Source organism: Rivularia sp. UHCC 0363, from assembly GCF_034931125.1.
Lineage (GTDB): Bacteria > Cyanobacteriota > Cyanobacteriia > Cyanobacteriales > Nostocaceae > Rivularia.
Genome location: NZ_JAYGHM010000006.1, coordinates 143,986 through 170,131, shown reverse-complemented (window position 1 = coordinate 170,131; position 26,146 = coordinate 143,986). Strand labels below are relative to the sequence as shown.

Below are 26,146 nucleotides of genomic sequence, written 5' to 3'. Positions count from 1 at the left end.
AGTAGAGGAAAAATTGCTTGATAGCGAAGAGTTATTTCGTGTAGCTTTCAACGATGCAGCCATTGGGATGGCACTTGTCGCAACTGATGGACGATGGTTAAAGGTTAATCGTTCTTTATGCGGAATTGTTGGCTATTCGGAAGCTGATTTACTTAAAATAACTTTTCAAGATATTACACATCCTGATGATTTAGAGAAAGATTTGGATTGCGTGCGTCAAATGCTTGCAGGTGAAATTCGTACCTACCAAATCGAAAAGCGTTACTTTCATTCCAACGGGTATATCGTTTGGATTCTACTCAACGTTTCTCTGGTGTGCGATCGCCATCAACAACCACTATATTTTATTGCTCAAATTCAGGATATCACTCAGCGCAAGCAAGCTGAAGCTAGACTCAAAAGTTTACTTACCGAATTAGAACGCAGTAATCGTGATTTAAAAGATTTTGCTAGCGTTGTATCTCACGATTTGATTTCACCACTACACAAAATTCAGATTTTGAGCGAATTTATGCAAGAAGATTACGCTCAAGTGTTGGATGAACAAGGACTCGACTATCTAAACCGCATCGTTCAAATTAGAAGTCGAATGCAAAGCTTGATTAATGATTTGCTCACTTTTTCCCTGGTCACAACTCAAGGACAACCTTTCATAGAAGTAAATTTAACTCAAGTTGTGCAAGGGGTGATATCAGATTTAGAAACTGCTGATACGAATGCAGTTTTAGAAGTAGGTGAATTACCTACTATCGCAGCCGACCCAGGTCAAATGTATCAACTATTTCAAAATCTTTTGAGTAATTCTTTGAAGTATTGTAATCCAGAAATTACATCAGTTGTCAAAATTTACCAAAATCAAGCATCAGATAGTCAATACAAAATTGTTGTAGAGGATAACGGTATTGGATTCGATGAAGTCTATTTAGATCATATTTTTGAACCTTGTCAACGGTTGCATAATTCTAGCGAGTATGAAGGTACGGGTTTGGGTTTAGCAATTTGTCGCAGAATTGTCGAACGTCATGGGGGTAGCATTTCCGCTCAAAGTCAGCTTGGTCAAGGTGCTAAATTTGCGATCGCTTTTCCACGATAAGGAAATGGGGATGGTGAGATAATTCGTAATACCCTTCCCTACGGGACACCTTGCGGTGAACGGGAACACAGATAGTTGTAATCAAATATAGCCAATAAAAATCATCTTTTTAATCATACTTTAGATATTATATTGGATTTTATTAACTTTTAAAGTGATAAAAGATTGTATAAAGCGGTTATCCTATGACCAGAAACATTCTTCTAGTTACTCTATCTTCTAGTAAACTGATAAAGGTATTAAATATCCCCAATTTATAAATTTTTGAAGTACAGTTAACGGTTAACAGTATTTACTAATTATTGATAACTGATAGTTGATAACTGATAGTGACTTATGCTCAATCATCGTTGCCAAGTTCTTTTAGTTGAGGACGAGCTAGAAGAAATAGAATATTTTCGCAGACTGCTATCTAAAGCGAACTCTGCTTCGTTTAAACAAGGTTTTGAGGTCATTGTTGCCGAAACCTTGGAAGAGGGATTGGAGCAGCTAGCACTTAACGATATTGACATTGTTTTCTTAGATTTAATGCTTCCCGACAGTCGGGGTATCAAGACTTTGGTGCGGATACGGGAGATTGCATTCAAGCTACCAATTATTGTTCATACTGTTTTAGATGAAGCTGCTGCTGTGAAAGCCTTGGAATTGGGTGCAATTGGATATTTACATAAAACTGAGGTTGATACAAAATTGCTAGTTTATGCGATTCGTTCGGGGATAGAGCGACAGCAACAGCAAAACGAACAGCAACTCTTAGAGTTTGAGCAACTCGAAGCGATCGCAGCATCCGGTACAAATAAAAGTACAAAGACTTTAGAATCTGAATTACGAAAAAGCAAGCCGGATATTTTTGCAGAATTAGTCCAAAGTTATGCTGAAATTATGGAATTAGCTTTGGAGCAAAAAGCTTACAAAGTAGAGCATAATATTTCCGATCGTCTTAATGCTTTAGCTCGACAATTGGGTTTTCTACAAGTTACACCTCGTGATGTGATTGAAATTCATACTACTGTTATTAAAGAGAAAAGCTCTGCTTCTCGTAAATCTCAAGCCTATGCGATGGAAGGACGTTTAGTAATATTAGAATTAATGGGTTATTTGACAGCTTATTACCGAAAATATTTTATCGGATTAAATAAGCTTAATTTTGATAAAATTAATAGTGATTTGGATGCGAATTAAATATTATATAACGTAAAAAATACGTTTATTTTAAAATAATGTGTAAAGGTAATTTAAATAAAAAATATGTAGTTAAACTGTATGTGACAGGAGATACACCCAGGTCAAATAGGGCGATCGCTAACTTAAATGAATTGTGTCAAGCTACTTTACCAAACCATTTTAAAATTACCGTTATTGACGTATTAAAGCAACCCGATATTGCGGAAAAAGAGAAAATCATTGTGACACCAACTTTAATTAGAGAATTTCCTTTACCGCAAGTCAGAATTATTGGGGATTTATCTGATGTAAAAACGGTTTTGATGGGTTTAGAAATTACCAGTAAAAAACATGATATATTTAACGAATAACTACACACAATCCTCTTAGATAAACATCAAAATTTCTGTTTGAAATGCCTCAAGAAAAACAAGAATCAATGGAAAAGTTAGAAACAGGAATCCCCGGCTTCGATCTAATTTCTCAAGGTGGATTGCCAGTAGGACGTACTACTTTGGTAGTTGGTAGTGCAGGTAGCGGTAAAACAATATTTTCCTGTCAGTTTTTAGTAGAAGGAATTAAACGCGGGGAAACAGGAGTTTTTATATCTTTTGAAGAATCCCCTCAAAATATTCGCAAAAATATGCGTGGTTTCGGTTGGGATATTGCTAAATGGGAAGAGGAAGGTAAGTGGGTTTTTGTTGATGCTTCTCCCGAACCTGGGAAGAATCCTTATGTTAGTGGAGACTATGATTTTAGTCCTTTGCTGGCTAGAATTCAGTATGCCATTAACAAGGTGAAAGCTACTAGAATTTCGATGGATTCCTTGGGAGCAATTTTTAGTTATTTACCGAATAAATCTCAAGTGCGCGATGACTTATTTATCATAGCTTCAGCTTTGCGAGATGTTAACGGTACGGCAATTTTAACCTCAGAACGGAATCATGAATACGGCGAAATTAGCAGCCACGGAGTAGAAGAATTTGTCGCTGACAACGTGATTATTTTGCGTAACGTGTTGGTAGAAGAAAAGCGTCGTCGGACTTTAGAAATTCTTAAATATCGCGGTAGTTCTCATCAACAGGGAGAATTTCCCTTTACGATTCTGAGCGATCGCGGTTTTGTGACAATTCCCCTTTCTGCTATGGATGGGGAAGATAGACCTTCATCAACTATCCGCATTTCCAGCGGGAATGTAGAACTTGACCAGATGTGTGGTGGTGGTTTTTATCGCGATTCGATTATTTTAGCATCCGGAGCCACCGGCACAGGAAAAACTTTGCTTTCAACTCACTTTGCGGCTGCCGGGATCGAAGATGGCGAACGCTGTATTTATTTTGCGTTTGAAGAGAATCGTCATCAACTAATTAGAAATGCACAAGGTTGGGGGATAGACTTCGAGCAAGCAGAAAAAGAAGGAAAACTCAAGATTATATTCCGCTATCCAGAATCAACGAGATTAGAAAATCATCTGGTTAGGATGCAGGAAGTCATCGAGGAATTTAAACCCCAGCGAATAGTTATAGATAGTTTAACGGCTTTAGAAAAAGTTGCCGCGCTCAACGGATTTAGGGAATTTATTGCCACTTTAAATGCCACAATTAGAGGACAAGCGATTACTGGACTTTATACTGCTACATCTCCAACTTTGTTAGGTGGTAGTTCAGTTACGGAATCTCATATTTCCACAAGTACCGATTCAATCATATTATTGCGATATGTAGAAGTTTACGGTGAAGTCAGAAGAGGGTTAGCGGTAATAAAAATGCGCGGTTCGAGCCACGATAAACGGATTCGTGAATTTACAATTGACGGTCAAGGAATCCACATCGGCAGAAGTTTCCGCAATGTTACGGGCATTTTATCAGGAAACCCAATGTATGTAGACCAAGATGAAGTGAATCGTCTGAGCGAGTTATTTCAAGAAGACGGAGCGAATAGGGAATAGTCTATCTAAATATTTTCTAACTCTCAAGATAGACAAAACAGAATAGGTTTTATGGTAAAAATTAAGTTTATATAGCTAATTTTTTTGCCAAATAACACAATATATTAAATTTAATGGTAGTACCTACGGCAATTCCACTAAACATACTTTTGCTATTTGATTCTGCCGGATCTTGCGAAGAAATATTATCGTTATTAAGCGAAGCCGAATTTAATCCTGTAGGGCGGCAAATAGTAGATGAAACAGATTATCTTAATTATTTAAATTTAGATATAGAAATTATCTTAGCAGATTATCAGCATCCCAGATTAAATATTTCAATAGCTCAACAAATTCTCCAGCAAAAACAAATATACGTTCCATTTATAGTTATTAACGGTAAAAACAATGCATCTGATGCAGTAGCCTGTATGAAAGCAGGAGCAAACTATTATTTAAGTGAAGATGAATTGCATCAGCTACCATTAATAGTAAAACAAGCACTGAAAAGTAAAACTCAATCCCCACAACCGGAGTTTGCTCAGGTAGAAGAATGTAATATTTATTCAACCGAGCTACAGCAACGCTTATTCTCTCAAGCAACAGAATTAAAACGAGAACGACAGCAAAGTCAAGTTGAAAGCGTTCGTAGGGAAGAAGTAGAAGCTGCACTAAGAAAAAGCCAGAAGCAGTTGCAGATGTTAATTGCTAAAAATCCCGACGGAATCGTGGTGGTAGATAACAAAGGAATAGTCAGATTTATCAATCCCGCAGCTTTGAAATTGTTTAACCGTAAAGAAGAAGAACTTTTGGGAGAAATATTCGGCTTTCCCGTAGCTGGTGAAGATAAAACCGAAGTAGATATTGCAACGGCACATGGAAAACAATTAGTAGCACAAATGCGGGTAGTAAAAATAGATTGGTTAGAAAAACCAGCTAATTTAGTTACCTTGAGAGATATTACAGAACGCAAGCAAGCAGAAATAGAAAGAGCCGAATTGCTTGCAAAAGCCGAAGCAGCAAACCGAGTCAAAGATGAATTTTTAGCCGTACTTTCCCACGAATTGCGAACCCCCCTCAACCCGATTTTAGGATGGACTCAACTTTTACGCTCCAACAAACTTCCACCCCACAGAGTCAATCAAGCATTAGAAACAATAGAGCGCAACGCTGCTTTACAGGCAGAAATGATCAAAGATTTACTCGACGTTTCCCGGATATTGCGCGGTAAACTACAGCTTAATCCAATTAGCGTTGACTTAAAAAATATTATCAAAGCTGCGATCGAAACCGTGCATTTAGCTGCTGATGCAAAATCGATTCAAATAACCACCAACTTTTCCCCAGAAACCGCTTTGATTAAAGGTGAACCCAACCGTTTGCAGCAAATTTTTTGGAACTTACTTTCCAATGCCGTAAAATTTACTCCACCAGGGGGGAAAGTACACGTAGAATTAACTTGCGATCGCCAACAAGTGAAAGTTCAAGTTAACGATACCGGAAAAGGAATTAATTCTCATTTTTTACCCTACGTGTTCGATTACTTTCGTCAAGAAAACAGTACCAGTACTAGAAACGCTGGAGGATTGGGATTAGGGTTAGCCATAGTAAGGCATTTAGTAGAGCTTCACGGTGGTAAGATTCAAGTAGAAAGTCCCGGAGTTGACAAAGGTACGACATTTACCGTAGAGATACCCTTAACCACCGATATAGAAATCCAAATTCAAAATAGCAAAATTAATAGTGCAGAACTAAATTTTAAAGGTATAAAAATATTATTAGTAGATGACGAGCCGGACAATCTAGAATTTTTGCAATTTGTCCTCGAAACATACGGAGCATCAATACAAACAGCCACTTCCGCACCAGAAGCATTCAGATTATTCTTACAACAAAAACCAGATATACTCATCAGTGATATTGCCATGCCCGATGTAAACGGACATACACTGATACGGCAAATTCGAGCGTTACCCCCAGAAAAAGGCGCGAAAATACCCGCAATTGCCCTTACCGCTTACGCAGGACAAACAAATGAACGAGAATCACTCCAATCTGGCTTTAACCTGCATCTTGCCAAACCCATTCAAGCAGAGAAGTTAGCTGAAACGATCGCGGAGTTAGCAGTGAGTAGTGAGCAGTGAGCAGTCATTAATTATCAATATTATCTCGTTACAAGGTTCTACCTTGTAATGCTTTTCATAAAGGCTCCGCCTTTAGTCTACATTGAAGGCGGAGCCTTCATACATGGGTTCCCAGTCTCTGGCTGGGAACCAGTCATTACCAATTACCAATCCCCATTACATTATATTCAGTGGATCGATATCAATGGTTAAACTAACGGAATCTGGGCAAAGCTGACGTATTTCTTCCCAGTCTGGTAGTTGCGGTAGGTCTTCGGGAGCGAATTTTAAAAGTATTTGCCAGCGATAACGGTTTGCGACTCTTAATATACTTGCTGGTGCGGGTCCTAATATGTCTATATCCGCTTGCTGCTGTAGCTTTTCGGCGATTTCTATCGCAGTATTTTCTACCTGGATATCATCTAAACTGGCTAAACGCAACAAAATCAATCTACCGTAGGGTGGATAATTCAAAGCTTCTCGCTGTGCTAATTCATCTTGGATAAAAGATAAATAATCGTGCTGCTGTACGGCTTGAATGACTTGGTGTTCTGTGGTGTAAGTTTGGATTATAACTCTTCCTGGGTCTTCACCTCTACCCGCACGTCCTGCAACCTGAGTCAAAGTTTGAAAAGCGCGTTCGCTGGCACGGTAATCTGATAAATGCAGCAATCCATCAGCGCTGACTACTCCAACTAAAGTGACTTGCGGTAAATCCAAGCCTTTGGTCAGCATTTGCGTTCCGATTAATAAATGGGCTTCACCTTTGGCAAATCTAGTTAATAAAGTGCGATGCGCTCCTTTGTTGCGGGTGGTGTCACTATCAAAACGGATAAATTTTAATTCCGGAAACTGTTTTGCTAACTCTTGCGCTACTCTTTGCGTACCACTACCGAAGAATTTTAAATAAGGAGAACAGCAGTCAGGGCAATTTTTGGGATGGGGAGTTGCATAATTACAATAATGACAGCGTAAAACCTGCGCTGCTCCAGCTTCAGTTTGGTGATAGGATAGCGACACATCACAATAGGGACATTCCATCACGTATCCGCAGCTACGACAGGATACAAAAGTACTGTGTCCCCGACGGTGAATAAACAATATACCTTGTCGTCCAGTTTCAATCAGTTCTTGCAAACCTTGCTGTAACGGATTGCTAAAAATAGAACGATTTCCCCGGTGCAATTCTTCACGCATATCTACGATTTCCACCGGAGGTAGAGGACGAGAATTAACGCGATCGGGAAGGGAGAGATAGTAAGAAGATGGGGAGATAGGGGGATGGGGGGATGGGGAGAAAGAATCTTCCCGTAGGGATGAGGTAGAAGGGGTAGAAAGAAAAGCAATTTCTTCATCTTCCTTATCCCCTTGTCCCCTTGTCCCCTTGTCCCCCCATCTCCTAATCTCCCCCTCTCCACTTCCCCCCACGTTTACCCAAGTGTCCAAGGAGGGAGTAGCGGAACCTAATACTAAGGGACAATTTTCTAATTCTGCTCGCCAATTTGCAACTGTACGAGCGTGGTAGGTGGGAATGGGAGAGTCTTGTTTAAATGAAGAATCGTGTTCTTCGTCGAGGATAATTAAACCGAGATTGGGTAAAGGTGCGAAAACAGCGCTGCGGGTGCCGATGACTACTTGGGGTTCTCCTGCTAACATTTTTCGCCAAGTATCGTAACGTTCCCCATCGGAAAGGGCGCTATGGTAAACGCTGACCTTTTTACCGAATCTAGCACGAAAGCGATCGGTTAATTGTGGCGTTAAGCCAATTTCGGGAACTAATACTAATGCTGATTTCCCCGCTGTTAATAAGGGTGCAATTGCTTGCAAATATACTTCTGTTTTCCCCGAACCCGTGACTCCATGTAAGAGGATTGAAGCATATATATTGATATTATTTATAGTTTCTAAAGCATTTTGTTGGGCTGGTGTAAGATTTTTTACTTGCTCGCCGCTTAATGTTTCATCTGCATTTTCAGAGGTCTCAATTCGCAATAATTCTTTTTCTTCGATTACAACATAACCTTTTTTTTCTAAGGTTTTGATAGTTGAGGAACCAGCGTTACAAGTTTGTAAGAATTCAGTTTGCCACATCTCGCCACCGCGTCGTCGCAATACTTCTAATATTTCAGTTTGACGGGTGGTTAAATCTGGTGCAGCAGGATTTCCGATTAATATTATGGCTTTTTTTAACTTTGGTTTGGTTGAGCGCGGTGCTTCTAAATAAGTTTCGATTAACCCAAGTCGTCGTAATTCCCTTATCCCCCGATAAGCATTTCTAACTTGTCGCTGTAAATAGATAAAACTGTAATCTCCTGCTGGTTGAGCTTGGAGTAAATCAAGAATTTTCCGGGCTGCGGGGGAAAGGGAAGAAATAAAAGTATTTTGATTAGAAATAAGCCGAATCCGCCGTTGAGATTTTCCCAATAAACCAGGAGGTAAAGCAACGCGAATTACTTTAATTAAAGGAGTGTAATAATATGCGGCTACTTGATTTAATAATTGCCAGTAAGAATGAGGGAAAAATCCCGCACTGACTACATCCTCTATATTCCGAATTTTTTCTATTGGTATGTTTTGGGGAGGTTTTGTTAACTTACGAATTGCGATCCCCCCAACAGTTTGCGTATTCAATGGTACGCTTAAAATGTCTCCTGGTTTTACTTCCAACTGCTCCGGTAATCCGTAAGTTAACAATCCCGTCATTCCCGGACAGTCTACTAATACCTCAACCCACTGTTTCGGGGTCATTCTCGGTTGGTATTCTCCTTGGTTTGATGCCGCGATCGCAGTCGGTATTACATTATTTATATACATATTTTTTTATTTTACCGATGAATAATTACCGCTATTAGTTTGACAAAATTAATCAAATTTATTTAGGTCGTAATAATCTACTGTCTTATAAGAGAAAATGTATTTCGCAATACTTTCACAGGATATAATACTTGATAAGTTTCCTAGATATGTAATTTGATAAACAAACCTTACACAAACATGATTCGGGAATGATTTTTTGATACATTAACTTATAATCTCAAATAGTCTCACCTATTTACGCCATTTTTGACGCTGGTTTACCAACTATGGAAGAGGGCTTATCTCTCTATTGATAGATATTCAGCTTTGATGGTATATGAGATGCTTTTATATAGGGAACAATTTCCTAGAGTTTCACTTGCCATATTTTTCGATGAATTGAGCCGTACTCCGCCAAAAGATATATATTACCGAATCAAAAGAGAGTATTATCGGCAAACAGTTATTAAAAATAAAAGTGTAACAGTTCTGACATAAATACAGAAAAAATTAATGATTTGGCGCTTATAGAGTCTTTTTTATATTTATTCTATTAATAAAAGAAAAAATAGGAGGTGGTAAGAATATTCTGTTAGAGAAAAAAAGTGAAGAATATATGTATTAGGATAATCCTGTTTATATTTATCGATGATTAGGATAACGCGAATAGGACAAGTGGGATATAGCTACAGCAGTTATAAGGCAACACACATTAAAGAAAACAAGCTATAAAACCACACAGAACGCCGTTATTTCAACTAAAAAGGGCATTGATGTATGGATATGGAAAATTTTCCCATCAAAAATGCCGATCTAACAGTTCTCACGAATGATTATTTACGGTCCGCAAGCAACAATCCCCCATTAAAAGACTTATGAATATTGCACAATTGGGAACAATGGAAAATATGCAGAAAGTTGCTAATAAGAATGAATCAGAAGCAATTGATCTTTTAGAAGTAGTGACAGACGAAGAAGCAATAATTGCTCAAAACATTGATGCGGAAGCAGCCAATGTGGAATCAAGCAATGGGGATGATATGGCGGCAGCGCGACCTTCGGGATATAACAAAACCGAATATGATGATGCTGTAGGAGCATTTTTCAAAGAAATGGCGCGTTATCCATTGCTCAAGCCTGAAGAAGAGGTAGAGTTAGCAAAAAGAGTACGCATCCTCGAAGAAGTTAGGCAAGCGCAAGCTACGGCACAGGAAAAATTGGGGCATTCCCCCGATAAAGCAGCCATAGCACTCGTGATGGGGATTAATGAAAAGCAGTTAGAGCATCGCTTATACCAAGGTAAAGTTGCGAAGCGAAAAATGATTCGTTCTAACCTGCGTCTAGTAGTTTCCATAGCCAAACGATACCTTAATCGTGGCGTTCCCTTCCTCGATTTGATTCAAGAAGGAGCGATGGGTTTAAATCGCGCTACGGAAAAATTTGACCCAGATAAAGGATATAAATTTTCAACCTACGCTTACTGGTGGATTCGTCAAGCAATTACAAGAGCGATCGCTAATGATGCTCGGACGATTCGTTTACCCATACATATTGTAGAAAAGCTTAATAAACTCAAGAAAGCCCAAAGAGAATTAAAGCAGAAATTAGCAAGAAATCCCAGCGAAGAAGAATTGGCGAAAGTGTTGGACATTCCAGCCAGTCAGCTACGTCAATTGCAGCAACTACGTCGTCAAGCACTTTCATTAAACCACCGTGTCGGTAAAGAAGAAGATACCGAACTGATGGATTTGTTGGAAGACGAAGACAACCAATCTCCTGAAGCAAAAATGAACGAAAGCATGATGCGTCAGGAGATTTGGGAAGTATTAGGAGACGTACTAACTCCACGAGAGAAAGACGTAATTTCATTGCGTTACGGTTTAACAAGTAGCGAACCCTGCACCTTAGAGGAAGTAGGCAATATGTTCAATCTTTCTCGCGAAAGAGTACGACAAATTCAAAGTAAAGCCATGCGAAAATTACGCCGTCCTCATATCGCTAAGCGTTTGAAAGGCTGGCTGGTTTAAACAAACAGTTATCAGTTAACAGTTCTCAGCCATCGAGCAAATGCTGGTACAACAAGGCAAAAATAAAAAGTAAAAACGTAAAAGAAAGAAGGTTTATTTTATAGGCTTTTCCGCCATTTGAAATAGTAGCTTTATTTCCGCTAACCTGTACTAGTAATTGTTAACTGATAATTAATGATCGAGAATTTGACATTTAAACATAATTTTCTCCAGTTCCCTGAAGAAGACTTTAGCTATTAGACGGGGATTCTCAGCCCCTGGTGGTTGGGAAATACAGATAAATCAATTAAATTAAAAAACTTTTGTAAAGTTATTCCAAATTTGAGATATCTTTGTTTCATCGTTCATATTTTTAATCACGAATGACTCCAGATAACGATTTAACTTTGCGTTTAGCTCAACCAGAAGATTGCGGCGTATTATTTGAATTAATCAAAGGATTAGCAGAATACGAAAAACTGACTGATGCCGTGACTGGTAGCGCTTCGCAACTCAAGCAGCACCTATTTGGATCGAAAAAATATGCGGAAGCAATATTAGCAGAATATACAGGGCAAGCCGTGGGGTTTGCCTTATTTTTTCATAATTATTCAACCTTTCTTACTCAACCGGGAATTTATTTAGAAGATTTATTCGTGTTAGAAGAATATCGTCAACAAGGAGTTGGGAAAGCACTTTTAACTAAACTTGCAAATATTGCAGTTGAAAGAAACTGTGGCAGATTAGAATGGAGTGTTTTGAATTGGAACGAACCAGCAAAAGCATTTTACAGGCATATGGGAGCAGATATTTTAGAAGATTGGCGAACCTGTCGCGTTACCGGAGATGAGTTGAAGAATTTTGGATCTTAGATTTTAGATTTTAGATTAGAAGAGTTAGAGTTGGGAGTTAGGAGTTATGAGTATAAATTTTGACCTTTAACCTTTAACCTTTAACCTTTGAAGTATGACAGCTTGTCATTTGACGATCAAGGCTGTGAGTTAGAGAATAATCCAGGAGATATTTTATGCGATCGCCCTTGATCTGTAGAGAGAACACGTAATGAAAAAGATTGTTTCAATATTGTTACTAGGTGTAGCAATTTTCAGTTTTGCTTTTGGTCGTCCTGCTTTAGCAGATGCATCTGCTGGTGCTGCTGTATTCAATGCTAATTGCGCTTCTTGCCATGCAGGTGGTAGAAATTTAGTTCAAGCTAATAAAAGTCTTAGTAAAGCTGATTTGGAAAAGTATGGCATGAATTCGATAGAAGCCATCACAAATCAAGTTACTAATGGTAAGAATGCTATGCCTGCTTTTAAAGGACGTTTGAAAGATACACAAATTCAAGATGTAGCTGCTTACGTTTTGTCAAAGGCTGAAAGCGGTTGGTAAACTTCTTAGTTTGGATGAGGAGCTTTGTTGGGTTAGCTCTAATCTTCTATAGCAATCCTAAATGATTTGTGAATCCACCCCCATGCGCGGGTTCCCCGCGTTGTGGGGAGTGGCGCTAGCGTTACCAGCAAGCTGAACACGCGGCTAGCGGAGCGTACCGTAGGTATTGCGTGCGGCTCAGCGTCTCCCCTTGGGAGATACCAGGAGGAAATAGGGGAAATGGCACCTCATTTAGCCAGCATTGTGCTGTAGTTGTTGTTGCGTAGCTTGTAGCGGAACGAGTAATTTATTTCTTGGCTTTATATCTGGTTAACTTAGACTATTCATATATAATAAGTAGGATAAATTTGGCTTAGATTTTTTATGAATTCCCGCCGTATTCTACAAGCAGGTGAATCTTATACTTTTAGCCGATATTTTGAATTACCTTTCACAATTGATGATATTTTAGCCGAATTAAACTGCACTATTGAAAGAAAAAATTTAACGCTACCAGAATCATCAGAAAATTTAGACCTCCGGTTTTTACAGCAGCAAATTAAGCGTAATTTATCTCATATTGATTTAGTTAATGAAACTACTAGACGAGAAGCTTTAATTGGACCAATTTTGTTTGAGGTATGCGATTTAACTAACCAACGGCTGAATATAGAATATTCTATTGCGGTCAACCACTATCTTAAAGGAACTCTCGACTACTACATTGCAGCACATCAAAACTTACTGGTTATTGAAGCGAAACAATCAGATTTAGTTAGGGGTTTTACTCAACTTGCTGTTGAATTGATTGCGCTCGATCAATGGACTAAATCCACCTCTGAGGTTTTATATGGAGCCGTTACAACCGGAGAAGATTGGCGCTTTGGAGTCTACAATCGCGCAAATCGTCAAGTAACTCAAGACCAAAAACGCTACCAAGTTCCAGAAGATTTATCGATCCTTTTAAAAATACTTATAGGTATTATTTATTCTGATTAAAATTTGGCAATAGTTCAACTTTTCATTATACATTCTTGACATCCTCCCCGGCGTAAACGCACGGGGATTCCAAGAATCACTTCTTAAACTTCCTATGCATACGAGTTGACTTGCTTGAAGGAGTTACCTCACCCAAGTATTGGTCAGTCTCTCCAGAGGCGTTAGTTCCAACGTGACCCGCCGTACTTAGACCTTTTCCGGTGGATGTTCCGCGCAGCATTCCAGTCCCGGTCTTCTGTATGCCCACAGTGAGGACAAGTATGAGTTCTTGTACCAAAAGATTTTTTAACAACCTCACCGCAATTAGAGCAATTTTGACTGGTGTACTGAGGTGGAACTGCGACAGTCACTACACCAAACACTTTACCGAAATATTCAACCCATTGCCGGAGCAAAGACCACGATGCATCACTTATAGCTAAACAGTTTGGCACTCAGAAAAATTTACTGGAGACAAGGAACGCAATACTCCATTTTCGTAAATTGCGGGAATTGCCTTAGCAATTGGAGTTAATTTACTTTTATTTTTAAAGCTATTCTAAGTAGGTAGACGTAATTAAACCCAATCATGTAACGGAATGTAAATAGTCCTCAAAACCTTGCGTTAGCGCAGCTTGCCCGGTAGGGCATATGCTTCGTTTCACTTTGTTCCACTCGCAATGACATACCTTGATTTTTTAGCACCGACTTATTTGTAACAATTTACGCTATCTCGTATACCGATGCTTGACACCTTGCGGAAAATATTCCGGTTCTCCCATTGGTAATAATTCTACTTGTGGTGTTTGATATTCTTGAGGAACGTAATTTGCGAACTCGCTGTTAAGTCGTTTAAGTTGAGTCAGAATAGAATCCTCTACAGCTAGTTTTTTCTCTTGATTCGCTTCAATTTCAGGAGCTAATTCTACAGCTATAGATAAAAAACTGTTTTGATCGGCATCTTGCTGTATTTGCATCACAAATTTACCAGTTACCCAGTCTCTAATTAAAGGTTGTTCTAAACCGACTTGGATATTTTCCGGGTAAATATTCGCTCCAAAGTAGGAAATTGTAAAGTTGGAACGTCCAAAGATAAAAACGAAAGGTAAATTACGAATTCCTCTTTTATTTGATAATGCTTCTACAGGGTCAAATCCCCATTCCGACAAAAACTGAAGCATGGCATCATAGGTAATTATGCCACCGTTATCTAAAATGTTGTAACGTACCAAGGGAATTCCATTGTCTCCAGAAAATAATAGCGTACCTCTGGAAATCCCCTTTTTATTAGTAGAATCAGAAGAATTCGGTATAACTTCAAAAAAGCGATTCATCGGGTCATACTGAACCAAAGTCGGTAAACGGGATTCTCCAAATAAAGTACGTCCAGCATTGGGATTTTTTGCTAAAAACTGCCGAATACAGATACTTAACGGAGTTTCATTACCTAAAACACCAGCATCAGCGGTACCGTAAAGCGATGCAAAATCATAACAGGAATTTTGAGAACCAACTCTTTCCCCGACTAAATTTCGCCATTCTTCACTAAATACTTCTCCAGCCATTACAAGTTTGATATTATACTGCGACCATTTAATACCGCTAGCAATACCTGTATCAATTACATCTTTAATAAAAGGTGGATATCCTAATAAAACAGTTTGTTCAAAATTGGGACTTAATTCTGCTACCACTCGTAAAATTTCCGCTTTATTTGTACCTGGTGAAATTACGGTAACGGGATAACCTTTACTAGAAAGATAGCGACAGCAATTAGTCGTGAACATTCCCCCGACCCAAGTTCCCAAAGCAAAGCAAACTACAGCTAAAGTTGGTTTAGTATCTGCAAAAAAACTATCGTAAAATATCTGCTCAAATCGAGTAGCAATTTGTAGCTCATCGGTAAAGAAACGCAGCCAAAAAGTCGGTTTACCTGTAGAACCAGATGAAACGGCGATCGTATCGCAGCTTGCTATTTTTCCATTGCGGCAGAAATCAGTTAAAGGATAGCACTTGAGGTAATTATCTTTAGTAAGTGGGGGTAATTTTTGAAAATCCGCCGCAGTTTGAATAGTATCGGGATTAATTTGCTGTTGCATCAGAAAAGCTTGATAAGCCGGTACATTTGCAGCAACATCCTGAAATAGTTTGATTATCTCTACAGCGGGATTTTTGTCAAGATGCTGTTGTAGTAAAGTTTCGAGAGGAGTATTTAAGAAGTCCTCAAATCCCTTAATTGCCCGTTGGCTTTGGTTTTCGTAGTTCATAACGCTTGTGATACCTTGAAAAACGGACTACCATATGCAGTTACTAGATCAAGTGATAGGCATTGGTAATTGGTGATTGGTAATTGGTAATTAGGAAAGAGTTAAAAGTGAGAAGTAAGGATTTATAAATCTATTGCTCGCGGTTATTCATACCCATTACCGATTACCGATTACCGATTACCGATTACCGATTACCCATTACCGATTACCGATTACCCATTACCGATTACCCATTACCGATTACCGATTACCCATTACCTATTCCAGCGAATTATACGTAAATTCATCCGATCGCATTGTAGTTATTAGCAAAAACCCCCTTTCATTTTTGGGCATTATGCAGGTTAATTGCACTAGAAACCACGTAAACTCTTCAAATCACCGCTTTTGTACTGTATGCGGTGAACCTTTGCCTCTTCCTTCTGGGGAAGTTATTATTAACCGTTATAAAATTGTACGTCAACTTGGACAGGGAGGTTTTGGACGCACTTATTTGGCTGAGGATATGCAATCAAATAAAATGTGTGTTCTTAAGGAGTTTGCACCCCAAGTAGAAGAAGACAAAGATTTACAAAAAGCAAAAGAGTTGTTTGAAAGGGAAGCGAGCGTACTTAAACAGCTTCAACATCCACAAATCCCCCGTTTTCACTGTTCGCTACAGGTAAAGTTCTCTAATAAAGATTTGTTCTTTTTGGTGCAAGATTATGTTGAAGGTGAAAATTATCAGGATTTATTAGAAAAATATCTTGATCGCGGCAGGTGTTTTAGTGAGGCAGAAGTATTACACTTATTAACGCAAATTTTACCAGTTTTGAGTTACATCCACTCCAAAGATGTAGTTCACCGCGATATTTCACCGGACAATTTGATTTTACGCACAACCGATAATTTGCCGGTTTTAATTGATTTTGGGGGTGTGAAACAATTACCGGCTTCTCAAGGTTTATGGTTTACGCAATTACCCGTAAATCGCACTTTGTTGGGGAAAAAAGGATACGCGCCCGAAGAGCAATTACGTCAGGGTAAAGCGTTTCACAACAGCGATTTGTATTCGTTAGCGGTGACGGCTTTGGTATTGCTTGCCGGGGAGGAACCACAAAAGCTTTACGATAGTTATCAAGGAAATTGGCGTTGGGGAGACAAAATTAAAGTTAGTCACAACTTTGAAGCAGTATTAAAGAAGATGGTGGCTTATAAACCCAGCGACAGATATCAAAATGCCGAACAAGTTTTAAAAGATTTACAGTCTTCGATTCTTGGTTCTAATGTGGCTGCTTCTAATCTTCCGACCTCTGCTCCTACTTATGCTGGGGCTAAAAGTGTAAATCATCTTACCAAGATTAATACAATGGTGGTGGCTCCCGGACGCAAAAGAGCCGGTGCGATCGCGACTAGTTTTCATAATAAAACTAATGCTTTTGCTCAAACAATCCATTTACCGATTTGGTTGCGTCCTTTTTTCGTGAGTTTGGTAAGTACGAGCGTTGTAGTGTTAGTTTTTGCGGGTACTTGGGCTGTAATTAATGGAGTAATCAATGCTGTCACTTCATTTTCTCTTCCAACAATTTCTTTACCGCAATTACCCTCAGTCGAATTACCTAGTTTGCCAGGAGATAATACTGACACCGGATTGAAGCGCGATGAAACAAACAATATTGGAAAAATTATACAGCTCCGTCAGCGGTTAGGAATTCCCGAATTATTTTTTAATAATACAGTAAATCAAATTTTTTATACCCAGAATCCCCAAGCTCGCGGGCGTACTTTAACTAATAGTTCAGAAGATGAATCTTTGCGGAAGAAGTGGTACGGTATTGCCCAAGACTTGCTCGATAAATTAGAAAAAGCTAATCTCAGTAAGGAAACTCGACAAAAATTAGGAACCTATAGCGGACGAGATTATCAAACTTGGGAACGGCGATCGCGATCGGGGGAATTCGGTAATTATACTATCGAAGATTTAAATAAAGATACAAATCAGAAATTTGATCGATTGTTTCCTGGGATCAGACAGGGGAACCTAACACAACAAACTTTTGGTCAAATTTGGTATGCATTGGCTAATGAAGAGGTTAGTAAGCGAGGAAATTGAAAATCAGCGATCGATTATCGATTATTAATATAGTTAATTTGTATTGACTACTTATTAACTAGCTCATTGTAAATTAAATGAAGTGTAACGTACTAAGTATGTAGGTTGCGCCAATACAAGTGTAGCCTTATTTTATAGGTAGCAATATCGATTAATTTTACATTTTTAACCCGTAACTCTTAAACTAATACTCTAACTGTAAAAAATTTTGAGTAGTAATTAGAAACTTCTAACTCTTAACTCCTAACTCCTAACTCCCAACTCCTAATCCCATGACATCCCTAAAATGCTCTAAAGGACATGAAAATCCGACTGGAAGTCGCTTTTGCCTCCACTGCGGCGAAATGTTGTATGATTCTCCGATGAGTCAAAGTATACAGCCTGGGCAAACTTTAGGCGATCGCTATTTAGTAGTACGTCAGTTAGGACAGGGGGGATTTGGAAAGACTTATTTAGCAGAAGATATCAATCGTTTTCGCGAACTTTGCGTTTTAAAAGAATTTTCTCCCCAAGTTCAAACTGAATACGTTTTACAAAAATCCGAAGAACTATTTGAACGGGAAGCTAGCGTTCTTTACAAGCTGCAACATCCCCAAATACCTCGTTTCCGCGAACTTTTACGCCTTAACATTAATAATAAAGGATACTTAATTTTAGTCCAAGACTATGTAGAGGGAGAAACTTATCGTTCCTTACTCGATCACCGTCTCAAGCAAGGAATGAAATTTGGTGAAACCGAAGCAAAACAGTTATTACAGCAAATATTACCAGTATTAGATTATATTCATTCTCTAGGTGTAATTCACCGCGATATCTCACCGGATAACTTGATTCTGCGTAAAAGCGACCAATTACCAGTATTAATAGATTTTGGCGGTGTTAAGCAAGTTGTCGCAACTGTAGCCTCTCAATATTACGCACCCGGTAGCACACCTGCAACCCCAATGCCAACTTTACTCGGAAAAGTCGGTTATGCTCCCCCAGAACAAATGCAAACTGGGTCGGTGGAAGCACACAGCGATTTATACGCTTTAGCTGCAACGATACTTGTTTTACTTACGGGGAAACAGCCAGCGGAACTAATTGATAACTATAACCTGCAATGGCAGTGGCGACGAGAAGTTAATCTCAGTCCGGCATTTGGAGAAGTATTAGATAAAATGCTGGCTGCTGCACCCAGAGAACGCTATCAAAATGCCAATCAAGTTTTGCAAGCGCTTAACCTTACTGCGACAAATAATCCACCGCTACAAACACCGTTTCCGCAGCATATATCACCACAGCAAACACCTGCCCAGCAGACAGGACAAACCGTTCCTGTAGCACCTGGAAAATCGGCTCCGACTCCCCTACCTATAACTCCTGCACCCCATTACTCCCAACCTCAAGTCAAATCCAGTTGGTTGACACCGGGAAAAATTGCCGCCATATTTGTAGCCACAGTAGCTTTAGGCGGTTTGACTTACTTTGGCGTATCTCAGATAACATCTAGACAAGACCCCACACCTACAGTCACGCCGACATCAACAGAGCCTCCAGTTGACCCGAAATTTTCCGCAGAAGAAAGAGGACGTAAAGAAAGACTAAAAGCACGTCGCGAACGTTTGGGTATAGACTATAACTTTTACGTACAGTTAGTTAACCAAATATTTTCGGCTAAAAACCCGAGTTTAAGCGGACGTACCTTGAGCGACGAACCCCAAGATGCAGATCTGCGGGAAGAATGGGATAAAACAGCTAGTGAATTGCTGGATAAACTGTCAGAACTGAGTTCTGATGCTCGTCGCAGACTGGGAACATTTACATCAGCCGATCGCGATCGCTGGAAAGTTCGGGTTAATGATATTAATGTCGGCAGCCGCTCAGTATACGATTTAGCCGATGCGCCATTCTACCAAGAATTCCCCGACCAAAGAGGTAAGAATTTTCTTAATCAACCCGTAGGACAAGTTTGGCATGGCTTCGTATTTGACAAAATAAATGCAGTAATTGCACGTAGCGACTTCGAGAGAATGCAATTTGCCAGCGGTGACACGAGCGTTACTAGGAGCGGTACTTTTAAAAATAGAGACGGTAAAATATTCATCGCTCAACTCAGCGCAGGACAAGAAATGGAAGTCAGCTTAACGGCTTCTTCTAGAGTGTTATTTTCTATATATTCACCTTCGGGGAAAACAGCATTACTAGAAGATTCCACAAGACGTTCCTGGTCAGGTACTTTAGACGAAAGCGGATATTATGAATTCGTCATTGTCTCCACATCATCGCAATCCCAAGATTATCGGCTGCGTTTAAACGTAGAAAACGCCGCACCACCAGAACCGACAGTAGAACCAACACCGACACCAACAGTAGAACCAACTCCGACACCAACAGTAGAACCAACTCTGACACCAACAGTAGAACCAACTCCGACACCAGAACCCACATTGACACCAACACCGACACCTTAGTCAACAGCGTAGTACTCCACCGCATAAGTTATGAGGGGTCATGGTAGTGCGACCATCTTGGTCGCTAGCTACCACGAGCGAGCTAGAAGCAACCAGCGTGTGCGTAAGCGCAGATTCGCGCAGCGTCGCACTACCCGAACCTATCAAAAATAAATGCAATAGACTACTAGTACTCCCTACTCCCTCACCTCAACTTAAAAATAGTAGTTGCTGGGTAATAACTGGTCATTGATAGTTTATTTATGATATGATTACAGCTTTGTGATTAGAGGGTAGAAGAAATTGGCAAATCAATCATACTTAGACAAAGACACTCCTTTGGTTCCGGTGGGTAGCCACTGTATTTTGGAATTATATGAATGTCCCAAAGATTTGCTTAATGATGTTGATTTCATTAAAAAAACCTTAGAAGAAGGAGTCAAAGAAGCGGACTCGACTTTATTGAGGGAACTTACGCATCAATTTGAACCTTACGGAGTTACAGCTTTAGCACTCTTAGCTGAATCTCACGTTTCGGTTCATACTTGGCCCGAAATTGGTTATGTTGCTGTAGATATGTTTACTTGCGGTGAACACGCTGAACCAGAAAAAGCTTGCAAGTATTTAGTCAAAGCTTTTCAAGCCAAAAATCATGTGCTTTTGAAGATTCCTAGAGGTAGACTGACTCCGCAACTGAGGAAACTTGAAGAAACTTTAACTGCTGGAGCCTCTTAATAAAGGGATGGGGAGATGGGGGGACAAGGAGAAAATAATTCATAACTCCTATTCCCTATTCCCCAATTACATTTCATACAGGGAAATATTGCGGAACTGACTTTGTGCTGTTGAATTTGCGTCATCGTCGTTGGCTAAGGTGAGATAATCGAATTCACCCCTGATGTAGTCTCCGACTTTTACTTCATAGGTTTTCCATCCGGAACCAAGGGTGTAGTTATCTTCAATTTCTACTCCCCAATTTTGAGTACCAGAAACTTGGAATAAATTAGCGCGATCGCTGTTGTTAATAATATCATCGCTGTCAAAACCTATACCCTGTATTTCTCCTTGTGCAAGGCTTTGAAATTCAAATTTGAGCCGAGTATTTTCGGTAATGTTGTAGTTATTTATGTCTAATTTTTTCCAACTATTACCTTGAAGTTCAATTTCGGTTTTATCATCAGAAATGCTAAATATACCTCGATCTTGAGCTATACCACCGTAGGATGAAAGGCTGTAATTGTTGGTACTATCTTTTACGAAAAGTGTTAGATCTGAATTGAATTCTTGGTTTTTAACGGTGCTTATCTTGTTAGTATTGCTTTCATAAATCTTGATATTGCGATATTTACTGGCTGCATCCGGTCTGCTAACATCATGGTCGTTGACAAAGGTAAGATAGTTGATGTCACCTGTAAAGTATTCTCCTACCTCTATTTGATAAGTTTTCCAACCAAGTCCTGTAATATCTTCTTTGAAATCGGAAACACCGAGTTTTTGAGTTCCTTCTAATTGAAATAATCGGGGATTATCGTCTTTGTTGTTGAAATTATCGTTAGTATCAAAGCCGATTCCTTGAATTTCTCCTCTAATATCGCTTTGGAATTCAAATTCTAAAATGGTTTTCTGAGTAACTTTATAGTCTAAAGAAAGTTTCTTCCAAGCATTTCCTTGGATTTCTATTTGTTGTTTGTTCTCCGAAATAGTGAAGCTAGAGTTTTTATCTTGGGAAGCATAGGAAGTAAGTTCGCTTTCCTCAACATTAATGATGCTAAGTTGTATTATAGGTGGAGTTTCAACTACAGATGGAGTCGGTATTTCAATCGCTTGACCGTATTCGTATAGTCGTAAATTGCGGAATTGACTCTGAGCATCAGCATTACTAACATCATGATCGTTAGCAAATGTTAGATAATTAAACTCTCCAGTAAAATAGTCTCCGACCCGAATTTGATAAGATTGCCAACCGGAATTAGTTTGATATTCAAAGTCAGAAATACCCCAGCCTTTTTGAGTTCCTGACAGTTGAAATAAACGCTTAGCATCTGTATTAGTTAATTTATCATCAGTCTCAAAACCAATACCTTGAATTTCTCCTTTTACAGTGCTTTGAAATTCAAATTCGAGTATAGTATCTGCCGTAATATTGTAGTTATGCGATAATTTCTTCCAAGAATTACCCTGCACTTCAAACTCTTTACCATCAGCGGAAATATTCAGAATTGGATTTTTATCTTGTCCAGCGTAGGATTCTAAAGAGTTGAATAATATTGTTGGTATTGTTGATATTGCTGGGGTCGATTTAATCTCAGCGACTAGTGGAGTTGAGATAGTCTCAATTATGGGTGCAGGGTTCACCTGATTAATATCCCAGCCTAAATCTTGCAAAACTCCCAAAGTCATCGCACCCGGATTATGAATTGCTTCTGCTGAAGCGAAATAAGGTGTCATCAGAGAATCTAGATTACCTTTGGGATATGTTTTCTCGTCAAAATGAGCAACACTTGAACCGTATTCCCAAGAAGTTGGAGCGTATAATTTTGGATTCAATCCACCGTTAGCTGCTGTTGCATTAGCACCGTTGAAAAATAAATTGTTACTAATTAATTGCGTTCCTAATTCTTTAGAGTTGTTAGTAAACGTATTGAGACTTTGATTATTACCATTAACTACAAAACTTTCAAAAATGGTGGAACCGTAACTACCAGTACCGTTGTTATAATATATAAAATCCGTTAATCCGAAACCGTGTCCTAACTCGTGCAAAACTACCGTTGTAAAATCGTATTTACCAGTTGGTGTATTGCCATCAGTACCAAAGTACCACTTAGAAAAACTGCTGTTAAAATAGGCATCAATTTCAGCGCGATCGCCATTTAAATCTTCACCAGCTAAATGATTAGCTAATGACGCTGCATAATAAGTATTATCTTTTGTTGCACCCGTAAAGTTGCTTTGAAAGCTATAGGGTGAAGCTGCACCAAGAATACTGGAACCATATGGACTCAAGTCTTCCCAATAAGCATCAATTTCAATAAAAAAGCATAAAAAAAGCCCTGTTCAAAAAGGGGCTTTACATTAATTTTTTCGATTTTCTACAACTCATAAGCACCGACATCAACAGCACCTGCTAAACGTTGCTTCCCATCTTTATCAAATTGTGCATAATTGCTAATCGAAGCACCGATATCTATTGCTAGGGAAGTAGATGTGAGACGGTAATCGTTACCTTCTAGATTCACAAAATCGACCGATTCTGCTAATTCATTATCAAAAACGTTGAAATTACTGACCCTTTCTCCTCCGTCATACAGATCGGTTTTATCTGCAAATTCATCTGTATTCGTAAACAAATTATTGTCTAAAGTTACATTACTTGCATCTTGAACAAATACATTTTGGTAGCTATTATCAGCAAAAATATTGTTACGAATCAAAATGTCACGGGGATTATAGCCGCTATTTCTGTTGTCAATATTAACTCCTTGGACATTATTTGCAAAAGTATTGTTGACAATCTCGACATCCCGGACATTATTTGCGATCGCAACTCCTACACCACCATTTTCAACTCGTCTTCCGTTTCCATATATGACGTTGTTATAGATATTGATGTCGGATACATCTCCCACATTCGGAACTTCATCTGCAATCAAAATTGCATCAGCGGTATTAGCAAAAATTTCGTTGTTGTAAATATCCAAATTAAACGAATCAGCACGATTACCATCTACATAGATCGCAGCACCACCTCTAAAACCTGCATAAGTTCCCGAAATTAAGGCTTGAGAAGTTATGGAATTATCGTGAATCAAACCGTTACGAGAACCAACTTTAATATCCATCCCCTCACGCTTCCCATCAATCATCTTGTTATTCGCAACTTCAAACCCATCTACACCCCAAATACTCAAAGCTTCCTGGTCTCCGTCAGTATCTCCCGGACCATCCCATTTCCAGTTAGCTCGTTCCACAGTGTTGTTGAGAATCTTAACGTTGCTTCCGGTAATCTCATCTTCTCCACCCCCAAAAAACGTTTTGGGTAAAACGATGATCCCGGAACTTCCAGTTTGATAGGTTTCGTTATTTTGAACCGTGATATTTTTAGCGTCACTCAGAGAAATTCCAGCCCAAGACGTATTCTCAATCCGAAAACCATCAATTACCCAATTACTCTGACCTGGTGACTGAATTACCCCTTCTGGAAAACCTCCACTATTCGGGTCTGGGTCGCGCAAAGTCACTTCACCATTGGCTTTGAGGGTAATTCTTTGTGCATCACTCCCAGATTTACCAAGACTAATTAACTCTGTGTAAGTACCTGGTTGAACTAAAACAGTATCACCAGGATTTATGGGAGAGTCTTCACTAACTGCATAATTAATACTTCTCCAAGGTTGGTCTTGGGAACCAGAATTTTCATCGCTACCACTGGGAGAGACGTAATAAACCCCATCACCGCTACTTTGAGGAATTGGACTCATACTAGCTTCCGTTAAATCTAAATCGGTATTATCCATCATCGGAACCGCAGCACCGACATTTGCTTGACCAAGAATCGGTTCTTCTAAAGGATTAAGCGAAGCAGTCAAAATATCGGTTTGAAAAAGTGTTGATTCAGTATCCATGCTTATTTTCCCCTTTAATCTTTGTACAGAGAATATTGAGTAGACAATCAATATTTAACCGACTCAAAATTAATTTGGTCGATGATTAGTTGAATGCAAATATTTAAATCTGCTTTTACCTCGGTCGAATTTTTTTAACCTGCTTCCGGCAACCTTTTCTTACTAAGAAAAAGATAAAATTTGTGTACCTAACTCAATAGGAAACCGCTATATTTACTCTTCCCGCAGTCTTAACGCCAACTTTGTAAACTTTAGAATTGTGCCAAATTTGAAACCTAAAAGCCATTTTTTGGATTTTTGAGCGGATTTTCAACTCGTATACAAATATGTCAGGCTTTAAATATTAACCAATCTATCTGAAGTAGTAGTTATCATCATATCTATTACTTTAGACATAGTATATTGATAGTTATTCATATAGAAATAAAGATTTATTTTGTTAGAAGTATATTAACTTTATGACACTTTAATTAATCAAAATCCGTAGGTAAATCCCGCTGATAATAATGCTGAAAAAATCTAGTAATTTGTGCTGGTAAAGTCCGACTTATTGATAATTGGGGGATACTATCTTCCGCAAAAAATCCGACATCTTCAGTTTCAATACTTGGAGAAGCAGAACCTCCGATAAGTTCGCATTGAAAAAATAATTTATAAATATAATTTGGGTGCGGTGGATGTCCTTGCTTATCGCGATCGTAAACAGCAACTAACTTTACAGCACGGGTATGATAACCGGATTCTTCCAAAATTTCTTTGACCACACATTCACTCGGAGACTCTCCCTCCGGGTTCAGCAGTTACTCCACTTGGGGAGACCCCAAGACCGTACTGCTTCACCCACATCAGCCCATCCACCGGGTAAAGTCCAACCACCATCGGAACGTTCTTTTACTAATAATATTTTGTCATCTTGAAACACCGCACCTCTGACATCTACTTTAGGGGTAGCGTATCCCGTTTCTTGCGTAAATAAATCAAGTATCTCATTGTGTTCGATATTTGCATGAGTAGCGATGATTTCCGCCGCAATTTCACGGAGATATTTGTAACGCTCGATGTCGAAAGCATTTTCGGAATAAGTCAGACCATTTTGAGCAATAGCTTGAATTTGCTGCGCCCATTCTAACCATTTGGGTTGCATTAGTTTTTGTAATTTTTGATAATTATAGGTGAGTTTGCGATTCTTAGGCAGTATAGCGAGCTTATTTTTTCGCATTTAGCACAACCTATTAATTGTTCATTGATAATTGTTCATTGATAACTGATAAT

17 protein-coding genes and 2 pseudogenes are annotated in these 26,146 nt (G+C 39.0%); 12 read left to right on the top strand and 7 right to left on the bottom strand.

What is annotated here, in order from left to right; all coding sequences use genetic code 11:
• The first annotated feature begins 13 nt into the window (after positions 1-13).
• From VB797_RS05775 to VB797_RS05755, 5 genes are all read left to right on the top strand, one after another.
• The gene (locus VB797_RS05775; RefSeq protein ID WP_323236701.1) at positions 14-1,093 is read left to right on the top strand and encodes a PAS domain S-box protein; all 1,080 of its coding nucleotides are present in this window, start codon (positions 14-16) and stop codon (positions 1,091-1,093) included.
• A 336-nt stretch (positions 1,094-1,429) separates the two neighbouring features.
• Positions 1,430-2,275, top strand: a complete 846-nt coding sequence (locus tag VB797_RS05770; protein ID WP_323236700.1) for a response regulator — start codon at positions 1,430-1,432, stop codon at positions 2,273-2,275.
• Between the two features lie 83 nt (positions 2,276-2,358).
• A complete protein-coding gene (locus tag VB797_RS05765; protein WP_323236699.1) occupies positions 2,359-2,628 on the top strand; it encodes a circadian clock KaiB family protein in 270 nt (89 codons plus the stop codon).
• A 44-nt stretch (positions 2,629-2,672) separates the two neighbouring features.
• Positions 2,673-4,205, top strand: coding sequence for a circadian clock protein KaiC (gene kaiC / locus VB797_RS05760; RefSeq protein ID WP_323236698.1), 1,533 nt, complete (start codon positions 2,673-2,675; stop codon positions 4,203-4,205).
• 113 nt (positions 4,206-4,318) lie between these two features.
• Positions 4,319-6,328, top strand: coding sequence for an ATP-binding protein (locus tag VB797_RS05755; RefSeq protein ID WP_323236697.1), 2,010 nt, complete (start codon positions 4,319-4,321; stop codon positions 6,326-6,328).
• Positions 6,329-6,484: 156 nt separating this feature from the next.
• Here the strand turns inward: VB797_RS05755 and priA are convergent, their stop codons facing one another.
• Entirely contained in the window at positions 6,485-9,121 is a 2,637-nt protein-coding gene (gene priA / locus VB797_RS05750) for a primosomal protein N' (protein ID WP_323236696.1), read from the bottom strand.
• A gap of 857 nt (positions 9,122-9,978) precedes the next feature.
• On the opposite strand from priA, the gene VB797_RS05745 reads away from it, so the two are divergent.
• From VB797_RS05745 to VB797_RS05730, 4 genes are all read left to right on the top strand, one after another.
• Positions 9,979-11,130, top strand: coding sequence for an RpoD/SigA family RNA polymerase sigma factor (locus VB797_RS05745; RefSeq protein WP_323236695.1), 1,152 nt, complete (start codon positions 9,979-9,981; stop codon positions 11,128-11,130).
• A 362-nt stretch (positions 11,131-11,492) separates the two neighbouring features.
• Entirely contained in the window at positions 11,493-11,981 is a 489-nt protein-coding gene (locus tag VB797_RS05740) for a GNAT family N-acetyltransferase (RefSeq protein ID WP_323236694.1), read from the top strand.
• 190 nt (positions 11,982-12,171) lie between these two features.
• Entirely contained in the window at positions 12,172-12,501 is a 330-nt protein-coding gene (gene petJ / locus VB797_RS05735) for a cytochrome c6 PetJ (RefSeq protein ID WP_323236693.1), read from the top strand.
• Positions 12,502-12,864: 363 nt separating this feature from the next.
• Entirely contained in the window at positions 12,865-13,479 is a 615-nt protein-coding gene (locus tag VB797_RS05730) for a hypothetical protein (RefSeq protein WP_323236692.1), read from the top strand.
• Between the two features lie 76 nt (positions 13,480-13,555).
• Here VB797_RS05730 and VB797_RS05725 read toward each other — a convergent pair.
• From VB797_RS05725 to VB797_RS05720, 3 genes and pseudogenes are all read right to left on the bottom strand, one after another.
• Positions 13,556-13,898, bottom strand: a pseudogene (locus VB797_RS05725) (RNA-guided endonuclease InsQ/TnpB family protein); the annotation flags it as partial.
• On the bottom strand, positions 13,898-13,984 hold the full coding sequence (locus VB797_RS34945; RefSeq protein ID WP_416350840.1) for an antitoxin family protein: 87 nt from the start codon (positions 13,982-13,984) through the stop codon (positions 13,898-13,900). The pseudogene VB797_RS05725 and the gene VB797_RS34945, both read right to left, overlap by 1 nt.
• 202 nt (positions 13,985-14,186) lie before the next feature.
• On the bottom strand, positions 14,187-15,725 hold the full coding sequence (locus VB797_RS05720; protein ID WP_323236691.1) for a phenylacetate--CoA ligase family protein: 1,539 nt from the start codon (positions 15,723-15,725) through the stop codon (positions 14,187-14,189).
• Positions 15,726-16,062: 337 nt separating this feature from the next.
• Between VB797_RS05720 and VB797_RS05715 the strand changes: the two genes are divergently transcribed.
• The 3 genes from VB797_RS05715 to speD all read left to right on the top strand — a co-directional run bounded on the left by VB797_RS05715 (position 16,063) and on the right by speD (position 20,984).
• Positions 16,063-17,817 carry a serine/threonine-protein kinase gene (locus tag VB797_RS05715; RefSeq protein WP_323236718.1) on the top strand — a complete coding sequence of 585 codons (1,755 nt, stop codon included), beginning with the start codon at positions 16,063-16,065 and terminating at the stop codon, positions 17,815-17,817.
• A gap of 272 nt (positions 17,818-18,089) precedes the next feature.
• On the top strand, positions 18,090-20,270 hold the full coding sequence (locus tag VB797_RS05710; protein WP_323236690.1) for a serine/threonine-protein kinase: 2,181 nt from the start codon (positions 18,090-18,092) through the stop codon (positions 20,268-20,270).
• A 282-nt stretch (positions 20,271-20,552) separates the two neighbouring features.
• Entirely contained in the window at positions 20,553-20,984 is a 432-nt protein-coding gene (gene speD / locus VB797_RS05705) for an adenosylmethionine decarboxylase (protein ID WP_323236689.1), read from the top strand.
• Between the two features lie 66 nt (positions 20,985-21,050).
• On the opposite strand, the gene VB797_RS05700 is transcribed toward speD, so the two are convergent.
• The 3 genes and pseudogenes from VB797_RS05700 to VB797_RS05690 form a co-directional block, all read right to left on the bottom strand.
• Entirely contained in the window at positions 21,051-23,255 is a 2,205-nt protein-coding gene (locus VB797_RS05700) for a hypothetical protein (RefSeq protein ID WP_323236688.1), read from the bottom strand.
• Positions 23,256-23,341: 86 nt separating this feature from the next.
• A complete protein-coding gene (locus tag VB797_RS05695; protein WP_323236687.1) occupies positions 23,342-24,874 on the bottom strand; it encodes a right-handed parallel beta-helix repeat-containing protein in 1,533 nt (510 codons plus the stop codon).
• Positions 24,875-25,344: 470 nt separating this feature from the next.
• A pseudogene (locus VB797_RS05690) lies at positions 25,345-26,018 on the bottom strand (NUDIX hydrolase).
• Positions 26,019-26,146: the final 128 nt, after the last annotated feature.

Coding starts and splice junctions, on each gene's coding strand:
- VB797_RS05770 (WP_323236700.1), top strand. CDS start 1,430: ATGCTCAATCATCGTTGCCAAGTTCTTTTAGTTGAGGACGAGCTAGAA.
- kaiC (WP_323236698.1), top strand. CDS start 2,673: ATGCCTCAAGAAAAACAAGAATCAATGGAAAAGTTAGAAACAGGAATC.
- VB797_RS05755 (WP_323236697.1), top strand. CDS start 4,319: ATGGTAGTACCTACGGCAATTCCACTAAACATACTTTTGCTATTTGAT.
- priA (WP_323236696.1), bottom strand. CDS start 9,121: ATGTATATAAATAATGTAATACCGACTGCGATCGCGGCATCAAACCAA.
- VB797_RS05745 (WP_323236695.1), top strand. CDS start 9,979: ATGAATATTGCACAATTGGGAACAATGGAAAATATGCAGAAAGTTGCT.
- VB797_RS05740 (WP_323236694.1), top strand. CDS start 11,493: ATGACTCCAGATAACGATTTAACTTTGCGTTTAGCTCAACCAGAAGAT.
- petJ (WP_323236693.1), top strand. CDS start 12,172: ATGAAAAAGATTGTTTCAATATTGTTACTAGGTGTAGCAATTTTCAGT.
- VB797_RS05730 (WP_323236692.1), top strand. CDS start 12,865: ATGAATTCCCGCCGTATTCTACAAGCAGGTGAATCTTATACTTTTAGC.
- VB797_RS05720 (WP_323236691.1), bottom strand. CDS start 15,725: ATGAACTACGAAAACCAAAGCCAACGGGCAATTAAGGGATTTGAGGAC.
- VB797_RS05715 (WP_323236718.1), top strand. CDS start 16,063: ATGCAGGTTAATTGCACTAGAAACCACGTAAACTCTTCAAATCACCGC.
- VB797_RS05710 (WP_323236690.1), top strand. CDS start 18,090: ATGACATCCCTAAAATGCTCTAAAGGACATGAAAATCCGACTGGAAGT.
- VB797_RS05695 (WP_323236687.1), bottom strand. CDS start 24,874: ATGGATACTGAATCAACACTTTTTCAAACCGATATTTTGACTGCTTCG.